The sequence below is a fragment of the Terrabacter sp. P5_B1 genome (genome assembly GCF_056400505.1).
The window spans coordinates 1-9,281 of the sequence record NZ_JBFULD010000164.1 but is presented as its reverse complement, the minus strand read 5'-3'; the positions used below and the strand labels follow the sequence as shown (position 1 = coordinate 9,281).

Annotated in this window: 10 protein-coding genes and 1 pseudogene; 6 read left to right on the top strand and 5 right to left on the bottom strand. The window is 70.3% G+C overall.

Annotated elements, in window-relative coordinates; all coding sequences use genetic code 11:
* Both AC1DP0_RS12890 and AC1DP0_RS12885 read left to right on the top strand, forming a co-directional pair.
* Positions 1-599 (top strand): annotated as a pseudogene (locus AC1DP0_RS12890) (fumarate reductase/succinate dehydrogenase flavoprotein subunit); the annotation flags it as partial.
* Positions 596-1,339 (top strand): succinate dehydrogenase/fumarate reductase iron-sulfur subunit, encoded by a 744-nt coding sequence (locus tag AC1DP0_RS12885; RefSeq protein WP_478084957.1) that lies wholly within the window; start codon positions 596-598, stop codon positions 1,337-1,339. The pseudogene AC1DP0_RS12890 and the gene AC1DP0_RS12885, both read left to right, overlap by 4 nt.
* 108 nt (positions 1,340-1,447) lie before the next feature.
* On the opposite strand, the gene AC1DP0_RS12880 is transcribed toward AC1DP0_RS12885, so the two are convergent.
* From AC1DP0_RS12880 to AC1DP0_RS12860, 5 genes are all read right to left on the bottom strand, one after another.
* Complete coding sequence (locus AC1DP0_RS12880) at positions 1,448-2,614, bottom strand: nucleotide sugar dehydrogenase (RefSeq protein WP_478084956.1); 1,167 nt, start codon at positions 2,612-2,614, stop codon at positions 1,448-1,450.
* A gap of 68 nt (positions 2,615-2,682) precedes the next feature.
* Positions 2,683-3,792 (bottom strand): YihY/virulence factor BrkB family protein, encoded by a 1,110-nt coding sequence (locus AC1DP0_RS12875; RefSeq protein WP_478084955.1) that lies wholly within the window; start codon positions 3,790-3,792, stop codon positions 2,683-2,685.
* 3 nt (positions 3,793-3,795) lie between these two features.
* Complete coding sequence (locus tag AC1DP0_RS12870) at positions 3,796-4,326, bottom strand: 2'-5' RNA ligase family protein (protein WP_478084954.1); 531 nt, start codon at positions 4,324-4,326, stop codon at positions 3,796-3,798.
* Between the two features lie 56 nt (positions 4,327-4,382).
* Positions 4,383-5,429, bottom strand: coding sequence for a tryptophan--tRNA ligase (gene trpS / locus AC1DP0_RS12865; protein WP_478084953.1), 1,047 nt, complete (start codon positions 5,427-5,429; stop codon positions 4,383-4,385).
* Between the two features lie 40 nt (positions 5,430-5,469).
* Entirely contained in the window at positions 5,470-5,622 is a 153-nt protein-coding gene (locus AC1DP0_RS12860) for a hypothetical protein (protein WP_478084952.1), read from the bottom strand.
* A 109-nt stretch (positions 5,623-5,731) separates the two neighbouring features.
* On the opposite strand from AC1DP0_RS12860, the gene aqpZ reads away from it, so the two are divergent.
* The 4 genes from aqpZ to AC1DP0_RS12840 all read left to right on the top strand — a co-directional run bounded on the left by aqpZ (position 5,732) and on the right by AC1DP0_RS12840 (position 9,233).
* On the top strand, positions 5,732-6,544 hold the full coding sequence (gene aqpZ, locus AC1DP0_RS12855) for an aquaporin Z (RefSeq protein WP_478084951.1): 813 nt from the start codon (positions 5,732-5,734) through the stop codon (positions 6,542-6,544).
* 57 nt (positions 6,545-6,601) lie between these two features.
* Positions 6,602-7,252 carry a SatD family protein gene (locus tag AC1DP0_RS12850; RefSeq protein ID WP_478084950.1) on the top strand — a complete coding sequence of 217 codons (651 nt, stop codon included), beginning with the start codon at positions 6,602-6,604 and terminating at the stop codon, positions 7,250-7,252.
* The gene (locus AC1DP0_RS12845; protein WP_478084949.1) at positions 7,249-8,097 is read left to right on the top strand and encodes a hypothetical protein; all 849 of its coding nucleotides are present in this window, start codon (positions 7,249-7,251) and stop codon (positions 8,095-8,097) included. Before AC1DP0_RS12850 ends, AC1DP0_RS12845 begins: the two co-directional genes overlap by 4 nt.
* A gap of 155 nt (positions 8,098-8,252) precedes the next feature.
* A complete protein-coding gene (locus tag AC1DP0_RS12840; RefSeq protein ID WP_478084948.1) occupies positions 8,253-9,233 on the top strand; it encodes a malate dehydrogenase in 981 nt (326 codons plus the stop codon).
* Positions 9,234-9,281: the final 48 nt, after the last annotated feature.

The window sequence follows — 9,281 nt, the reverse complement described above, 5'->3', positions numbered from 1 at the left end:
GCGCGCTCATGCAGGGTCTCGCCGACGGCTACTTCGTGCTGCCCCACACGATCCGCGACTACCTCTCGCGCGGCCCGTTCGAGAAGCTCGACGAAACCCACGAGGCGGTCGCCGAGGCCCGTGCCTCGGTGGACGCGCGCGTGACGAAGCTCCTGTCGATCAACGGCGACCGCTCGGTCGACTCCTTCCACAAGGAGCTCGGCGCCATCATGTGGGAGTACTGCGGCATGGAGCGCTCCGAGGAGGGCCTGCTCAAGGCCATCGACCTCATCCGCGGCCTGCGCGACGAGTTCTGGCGCAACGTCAAGGTGCTCGGCAGCGCCGACACGCTCAACCAGAGCCTCGAGAAGGCCGGCCGCGTCGCCGACTTCCTCGAGCTCGGTGAGCTGATGTGCGTCGACGCGCTGCACCGCCGCGAGTCCTGCGGCGGCCACTTCCGCGCCGAGTCCCAGACCGAGGACGGCGAGGCGCTGCGTCACGACGACGAGTTCGCCTACGTCGCAGCGTGGGAGTGGGGCGGACAGGACGGCCCGCCGGTCCTGCACAAGGAGGACCTGGTCTACGAATTCGTCGAGCTGAAGCAGCGGAGCTACAAGTGAATCTCACTCTCAAGATCTGGCGTCAGGCCGGCCCGAAGTCCAAGGGCGAGATGGTGACCTACCCCGTCACCGACATCTCCGAGGACATGTCGTTCCTCGAGATGCTCGACGTGCTCAACGAGCAGCTCAACGCCCGTGGCGAGGAGCCGATCGCGTTCGACTCCGACTGTCGCGAGGGCATCTGCGGCATGTGCGGCCTGATGATCTCGGGCAAGGCCCACGGACCCGAGGTCACGACGACGTGCCAGCTGCACATGCGCAGCTTCTCCGACGGCGACGAGATCACCGTCGAGCCGTGGCGCGCCGACGCCTTCCCCGTCATCAAGGACCTCGTCGTCGACCGGTCGTCCCTGGACCGCATCATCCAGGCCGGCGGCTTCATCAGCGCCAACACCGGCGCGGCCCCCGAGGCCCACTCGGTGCCGGTGCCCAAGCAGAAGGCCGACCGCGCCTTCATGGCGGCCGCGTGCATCGGGTGCGGCGCCTGCGTCGCGGCCTGCCCGAACGCGTCCGGCATGCTCTTCATGGGCGCCAAGATCACGCACCTCGGCGAGCTCCCCCAGGGCCAGCCGGAGCGGGACGCCCGCGTCGTCAGCATGGTCAGCCAGCACGACCACGAGGGCTTCGGCGGCTGCACGAACATCGGCGAGTGCTCGCTGGCGTGCCCGAAGGAGATCCCGATGGACGTCATCAACCAGCTCAACAAGGACCTGCGCCACGCCCTCGTGCACGGCGAGTGATACTGCGTCCGACACCGCACCACAGACGAACCCGCCCCGGATCACCGGGGCGGGTTCTTCTGTGCCTGCGTTGAAGACGACGTATGCCGTCCCGACGAGGTCTCGGGGTCAGTCGCGGCCGTAGATGTCGCGCGTGTAGACCTTGTGACGGACGCAGTCGAGCTCGTCGGCGTGCCGGTTGGCGACGATGACGTCGGCCAGGGACGTGAACTCGTCGAGGTCCCGGATGACGCGCGAGTGGAAGAAGTCGTCGTCCTCGAGGGACGGCTCGTAGATGACGACCTCGATGCCGCGAGCCTTGATCCGCTTCATGATCCCCTGGATGCTCGAGGCCCGGAAGTTGTCGGAGCCGGACTTCAYGACGAGCCGGTACATCCCGACGACCTTCGGGTCGCGAGCCACGATGTCGCTCGCGATGAAATCCTTGCGAGTCGTGTTGGACTCGACGATGGCGTGGATGAGGTTCTGGGGCACCTCGTCGTAGTTGGCGAGCAGCTGCCGGGTGTCCTTCGGCAGGCAGTAGCCTCCGTAGCCGAACGACGGGTTGTTGTAGTGGGAGCCGATGCGCGGGTCGAGTCCCACTCCCTCGATGATCGACCGCGTGTCCAGGGCATGCGTCGCGGCGTACGTGTCGAGCTCGTTGAAGTAGGCAACCCTCATCGCGAGGTAGGTGTTGGCGAAGAGCTTGATCGCCTCGGCCTCCGTGGGCTCGGTGAAGAGGACCGGCACGTCCTCGTCGTCGGCGCCCTCCGCCAGCAGCGACGCGAACTCCTTGGCCTCCGGGCCGGTGTCACCCACGACGATGCGACTCGGGTGCAGGTTGTCCCACAGCGCCTTCCCCTCACGCAGGAACTCGGGAGAGAAGATGATGCGCAGGGAGGGGCGGGTCTGGCGCATCCGGACGGTGAAGCCCACCGGGACCGTCGACTTGATGATCACTGCGGACTGCGGAGCGTGACGCGCCACGGCCCCGAGGACCTGCTCGACCGACGTGGTGTCGAAGCGCATGGTGTGCGGGTCGTAGTCGGTGGGCGTCGCGATGACGACGAAGGACGCCCCTGCGTAGGCCTCCCCCGGGTCCGTGGTCGCTCGGAGGTTGAGGCCGCCACGGGCGAGGTAGGCCTCGAGGTCGGCGTCGATGATCGGCGACCGGCCGGAGTTGACCAGATCAGCCCGGGCAGCATCCACCTCGAGCGCGACAACTTCGTTGTGCCGGGCGAGGATCACGGCATTGGACAGGCCCACGTACCCGAGGCCCACCACCGTGATCTTCACATCTGCACCCTAGCGGCGTTCCTGACCCACGCCTGCCGGACAGCTGTCGGGGGTTTGCGTCGGCCGGGTCAGCGGCGGCGCAGGCGTCGTGCGGCCGTGACGGCCAGGGCTCCGGCCGCGCCGACAACAGCTCCCGCGGCGACGCTGACGCGGTCGGTGGCGCGTGAGCGTGGCTCGCCGCGCTGGGAGGTCCCGGTGGCCCTCGCGACGGGGGTGGCGGCATACGGCACGAGGCTGGTGTCGGCGGGGGCGCGGAGCGGGGCGATGAACGCCGGACGCAGGGCACGCGCCATGGGCGAGCGCTGGGTGTCGTCGCCGAGGTGGTCGAGGTCGACGTCGTTGGCGGCCCACGCGGCCGAGAGCAGGATGACCTTCGCCATCAGGTTGAGCCAGAAGAGCAGGCCGACGGCGACCGCGACGGCCCCGAGCACCGGGTTGCCGCTCGCGTGGCTGACGAGGAAGCCCCCGAACAGCTTGAGCAGCGTGAGGATGGCCGCGCCGAGGAGGGCTCCCTGACGGACGTTGTGCATCGGCAGCGGCACCCCGGAGAGCATCCGGAGCAGGACGACGAGGATGAGGGTGTCGAAGACGACCCCGACCACCAGTCCGGCGAGACCCACGAGGAAACCGTTGCCCGCCAAGCCGATCCAGCCCGCGACGCGCTCGGTGAGACCGCCGACGGTGCTGGTGAGGATGGCAGAGAGGGCGATCGCCAGGCCGAGCGTCACGAGGACGAAGAGGTCACGGGCCTTGGTGCGCACCATGCTGTCGGTGGACGCCTCGAGGCCGAAGACCCCGCGGATGCCGGTGCGCAGGGCGCCGACCCAGCCGAGGCCGGCGAGGAGCAGCATCACGAACGAGATGATGCCGGTCACCGTGAGGGTCAGGCTCGCCGGCGCTGTGACGCTGATGATGCCGTTGGGGTTGGTCGGCGTCTTGACCATCCCGGGCAGGGTGGCGTTGAGGGACTCGGCGATGGTCTGGACGAGGTCCGGCCTCCCCTGGAGCACGAAGCCGAAGATCGCGAAGGCCAGGGCGAGCGCCGGGAAGATGGAGAAGAACGCGAAGTAGCCGACGCCGGCCGCGAGGAGGTCTCCGTTGGCCTGGCCGTAGCGGGTCCAGGCGCGGTAGCCGCGGGTGGCCTTGAGCCGGTCCAGGACGCGCTGGAGGGCCGCCACGGCTCAGTTCCCGTCGAGTGTGAACTGGTCGACGGGACGCCACGCGCCGTCGTCGCCCTGCTCGTAGAGGTGGTAGGCGCCGACCTCGAAGGTGACCGAGTAGTCGGCGAGGTCGGTGAAGGCCCGGTCGAGGGACTCCGCGGCGACGTTGTGCGCCACGGTGACGTGCGGGTGGTAGTAGAAGTCGAGGTCGCGGGTGACCGGGCCGGAGCGCAGCGCCCGCTCGAGCGACTCGCAGTTGGAGACGCCTCGGGCCACCTGGATGAAGACGACGTCGGAGAGCGGCCGGAACGTCCCCGTGCCGCGCAGCACGACGTCGAACGGGACGTGGGCGGCGGCGACGGCGGCGCAGTGGCCGCGGAAGGCGGCATACGTCTGCTCGTCGACCTCGGTCGGCGGGAGCAGGGTGATGTGCGTGGGGATCCGCCACGCCTGGGGATCACCGAAGTMGGCCCGGCGACGCTGGAGGAAGTCTCCGTGCGGGGCCGGGATGGGGATCGAGACGCCGATCGTCGTCGGGCGCGCATCACTCACGCACCAGACCGTATCGAATGGGGCGACCGCGCAACGCACCTGGGTGCGTGCGCCTTTCAGCGGCCGAGTCGCGGCAGCAGACCGACCTTGTCGTAGACGCGGCGGACGGTGGCCTCGGCGACCGCGCCGGCGCGCTCCGCCCCGTCGGCGAGGATGCGGTCGAGCTCGGCGCGGTCGGCCATCAGCTCGAGGGTCCGGGTGCGGAACGGCGTGACGGCCTCGACGACGACCTCGGCGACGTCCTTCTTGAGGTCGCCGTAGCCCTTGCCGGCGTAGTGCTCCTCGAGGAGGGCCACCGGCGTGCCGGACAGGGCGGAGTGGATGGAGAGCAGGTTGGACACCCCCGGCTTGTTGTCCTCGTCGAAGCGGATCTCACGCTCGGTGTCGGTGACGGCCGAGCGGATCTTCTTCGCGATGCGCGACGGCTCGTCGAGCAGGCTGACCAGACCGGCGTCGGACACCGCCGACTTGCTCATCTTGGCCGTCGGGGCCTGGAGGTCCTGGATTTTGGCCGTCGCCTTCATGATGTGCGGCTCGGGCACGACGAAGGTGTCGCCGAAGCGCTGGTTGAAGCGGCCGGCGAGGTCACGGGAGAGCTCGAGGTGCTGGCGCTGGTCCTCCCCCACCGGCACGACGTTGGCGTCGTAGATGAGGATGTCGGCGGCCTGGAGCACGGGGTAGGCGAAGAGGCCGACGTTGGTGTTGGTGCCCTTGGCCGACTTGTCCTTGAACTGCGTCATGCGGCTGGCCTCGCCGAAGCCGGTGAGCGTGCCGAGCACCCAGTAGAGCTCGGTGTGCTGGGCGATGTGGCTCTGGACGAAGAGCGTCGAGCGCACGGGGTCGACGCCGCCCGCGATGTACTGCGCCGCCGTGATCCGGGTGCGCTCGCGCAGCAYCTCCGGCTCGGGGGCGACGGTCAGCGCGTGCAGGTCGGCGACGAAGTAGAAGGCGTCGTGCGTCTCCTGCAGGCGCACCCACTCGACGAGCGCACCGATGTAGTTGCCGAGGTGGAGCGAGTCGCTCGTCGGCTGCATGCCGGAGAGGCTGCGCGGCGTCGTGGTCGAGAGGGAAGGCGTCGAGGGCATGGGTGCATTCTGGCCCATCGCGGCCGCGCTGACCCAACCGGCCGAAGTGGCGGTGCGGTCAGACCGGGGCGGCCGAACCGGACTCGATGCCGGCGCCGACCAGCGCACCGGTGCCGGCGCTGTCTACGTGCACGTCCGGCGCGGCGAGCAGCTGCCGGAGCCGCTTGTCCGCAAGCTGGTGAGCGAAATAGACGTCGCGAGCGTCCGTCACGCACCCATTGACCACGTGCCCCGATCTCCGACGGACCCGTTCCACTACGCTGCGACCACCGGGGGCATCCCGGACGCCACTGCCTCGACGTCCCCGCTGGAGGAGCCCGATGTACACCCCCAAGATGAGCTCGCGCCTCGCCGTCGAAGCGCTCGGGACCTTCTGGCTCGTCTTCATCGGCTGCGGCTCGGCCATCTTCAACGCGAAGTTCGCCGTGCAGGCCCTCGACGGGCAGTCGGTCCAGCTCGGCATCGGCCACCTCGGCGTCGCCCTCGCCTTCGGCCTCGCCGTCACGACCATGGCCTACGCCGTCGGGCACGTCTCCGGGGCGCACTTCAACCCAGCCGTCACCATCGGCATCGCCGTCGCGAAGCGCTTCGAGTGGCGCGAGGTGCCGGCCTACGTCGGCGCCCAGGTCGTCGGTGGCCTGCTCGCCGGTGGCGCGCTTGCCGGCCTGCTCGCCTCGACGGGACGCCCGGTCATCGGCAACCTCGCGGCCAACGGCTACGGCGCCCACTCCCCCGGCGGCTTCGCGCTCGGCGCCGTGCTCATCACCGAGGCGCTCGTCACCGCCTTCTTCGTCTACATCATCCTCGGCGCGACCAAGGATGACGCCCCCAAGGGCTTCGCCCCGCTCGCCATCGGGTTCGGCCTGCTGATCGGACACCTCGTCGCCATCCCGATCAGCAACGCCTCGCTCAACCCGGCCCGCTCGACTGCCGTCGCCTTCTTCAACGGCAACGGCGCGGTCGGCCAGCTCTGGGCCTTCTGGGTCGCCCCGATCGTCGGCGGCCTCATCGCCGGCGCGACGTACGCGTGGATCACCGGCGAACAGCGCGAGCACCTCGACATCAGCGGCTCGACCGACACCATCTCCAACGCCGCCGTCGACGCCGAGGGCCGCCCGATCCTCGACGACTGAACCCAGCAATCTGAAGACTCAGGCTCCATTTCCGCCAGATGAAGTTATGATCTTCAGATGGTACAACTGAAGGTCAAGCCTTCACCGGTGGCGCTCATCGGCGACATCGTCGAGTCCCGGACCCACCGCGAGCGCCAGGCCCTGCACGAGGCGTTCGAGGCCGCCGTCGGCCGCGCCAACGCCGAGGTGCCGATCGACGACCCCGCCGTCATCACGGTCGGCGACGAGTTCCAGGGCGTCTACCCCACGCTCGGCGCGGCGCTGCGGGCCAGCTTCGTCGTCCGGGCCGAGCTCTTCCCGCTCGCCGACATCCGCTTCGGCCTCGGTCGCGGGGACGTGACGACGCTCGACCCGGTGCGCGGCATCCACGACGGCCCCGCCTACTGGGCCGCCCGGGACGCCATCACCTTGGCGGAGGACCGCGCCCAGCGGGCGCAGACGCGGACGTCGCGGACGGCATACGTCGCGCCGGACGAGCCGCCGGCCACCGTGGCGGCCGTGCGGGCCGCGCTCGACTGTCTGGACTTCATGGTTGGCTCCATGTCGACCACCTCACGCGCGATCCTCGGAGGACTCATGCACGGCCTCGCCCAGCACGACGTCGCCGAGCAGGTCGGGATCAGCCCGTCCGCCGTCTCGCAGCGCGTGCGGCGAGACGGCATCGGGATCGCCCTCGAGGCGATGGCGACCCTCGGGGACCTGCCGTGACCTGGCTGTCGATCGCCCTCAGCGGCATCGGGGTCGGCGACATCCTCCGGTCGACGTCGTGGCGGCGCGGCCGTCTCGCCGGGCACGTGGCCGCGCCGGTCCTCATCGTCGCGCTCGGACTGCTGGCCGGCATGCACGCCTGGCCCGACCTGCTCGCTCTCGTCCTGGCCGGGGCCGCTGGCGCGGGCTGGGCCGAGCTGTCCCGGCGCACCCAGATGACCGGCCGCGGAGCGCTGGCTCCCCTGGCCGTCTTCGCCGCCGTCGTCGTCGGGCTGCTCGCCTTCTCCGGGGCCGCGTCCCCCGCGGGCGGAGCCCTCGCGACGTGGCTGGGCTGGGCCGACCTGCCCGGGCACGGTCCGCTGCCCGCGGCCCGGGTGCTGCTGCTGCTCGGGCTCGTGCTCTTCAACGTCGCGACGGCCAACATCATCGTGCGCCTCGTCCTGCTCACCATCGGGGCCCTGCGCCCGTCCGACGTCACGAACGCCAACGCCGCCGCTGCGGCCGCCGCGTCGCTGTCCGGGCGCGCCGTTCCCCCGACGTCGGGGCAGCCCTCGGACCGGCTCAAGGGCGGCCGGCTGCTCGGCCCGATGGAGCGCCTCGTCATCCTCGGGCTCGGCGTCGCCGGGGAGTTCGGCGCGGCCGGGCTCGTCATCGCCGCCAAGGGGCTGCTCCGCTTCCCCGAGATCCAGGCCGCCGCCCGGACCGCCAACGGCGACCCCGCTGCCGCGGCCAACGGCGCCTACGCCGGCGGCCCCGCCGGCATCGACGACATCACCGAGTACTTCCTCGTCGGCAGCTTCGTCAGCTGGCTCATCGCCCTCGGCTCGCTCGCGCTGACCGTCTGAGAAGGCCACCCACGAGGGTCCGCGTGATCGTCGTCACGCCGCGCGTCACGGCATACGCCAGCGTCGCGGGTGAGCACGCCCACCCGTCCAAACGGGCCCGCACGCACTGGTAGCGTCGGAGCGTCCAGCGACACACCGATGCGAAGGGCCCTCCTGTGAGCACTACCCCCGTCAAGGTCGCCGTCACCGGCGCCGCCGGCCAGATCGGCTACAGCCTCCTGTTCCGCATCGCGAGCGGTGCCCTGCTCGGGCCCGACACCCCGGTGGAGCTGCGCCTGCTCGAGGTCACCCCCGCGCTCAAGGCGCTCGAGGGCGTCGTCATGGAGCTCGACGACTGCGCCTTCCCGACGCTCGCCGGCGTGCAGATCGGCGACGACGCGGCGCAGGTCTTCGACGGCGCGAACCTCGCGATGCTCGTCGGCGCCATGCCGCGCAAGGAGGGCATGGACCGCGCCGACCTCCTCTCGGCCAACGGCAAGATCTTCACCGGCCAGGGCAAGGCGCTCAACGACGCCGCCGCCGACGACATCAAGGTGCTCGTCACCGGCAACCCGGCCAACACCAACGCGCTCATCGCCATGACGAACGCCCCCGACATCCCCAACGAGCGCTTCAACGCCCTGACGCGCCTGGACCACAACCGCGCCAAGAGCCAGCTCGCCAAGAAGCTCGGCGTGCCGGTCTCCGAGATCAGCAACCTTGCGATCTGGGGCAACCACGACGACTCCATGTATCCCGACCTCTACAACACGAAGGTCGGCGGCAAGACCGCGGCCGACCTCGTCGACGAGTCGTGGATCACCGACGAGTTCATCCCGACCGTCGCCAAGCGCGGCGGCGCCATCATCGCCGCCCGCGGCCTGTCGTCGGCGGCCTCCGCGGCCAACGCGACGATCGACCACATGCGCGACTGGGTGCTCGGCACCGACGACTGGGTGTCGATGTCGGTCCCGTCCGACGGCTCCTACGGCGTCACCGAGGGCATCGTCTCCTCGTTCCCGTGCACGGTGAAGAACGGCACCTACGAGATCGTCCAGGGCATCGAGCTCTCCGACTTCTCCCGCGAGCGCATCCAGGCCTCCGTCGCCCGCCTCGAGGGCGAGCGCGACGCGGTCAAGGAGCTCGGCCTCATCTGAGTTCCTTGCACGTCGAGAGGCGCCCGTCACCCCGGGGTGTCCGGCGCC

Coding starts and splice junctions, on each gene's coding strand:
- aqpZ (WP_478084951.1), top strand. CDS start 5,732: ATGTACACCCCCAAGATGAGCTCGCGCCTCGCCGTCGAAGCGCTCGGG.
- AC1DP0_RS12850 (WP_478084950.1), top strand. CDS start 6,602: ATGGTACAACTGAAGGTCAAGCCTTCACCGGTGGCGCTCATCGGCGAC.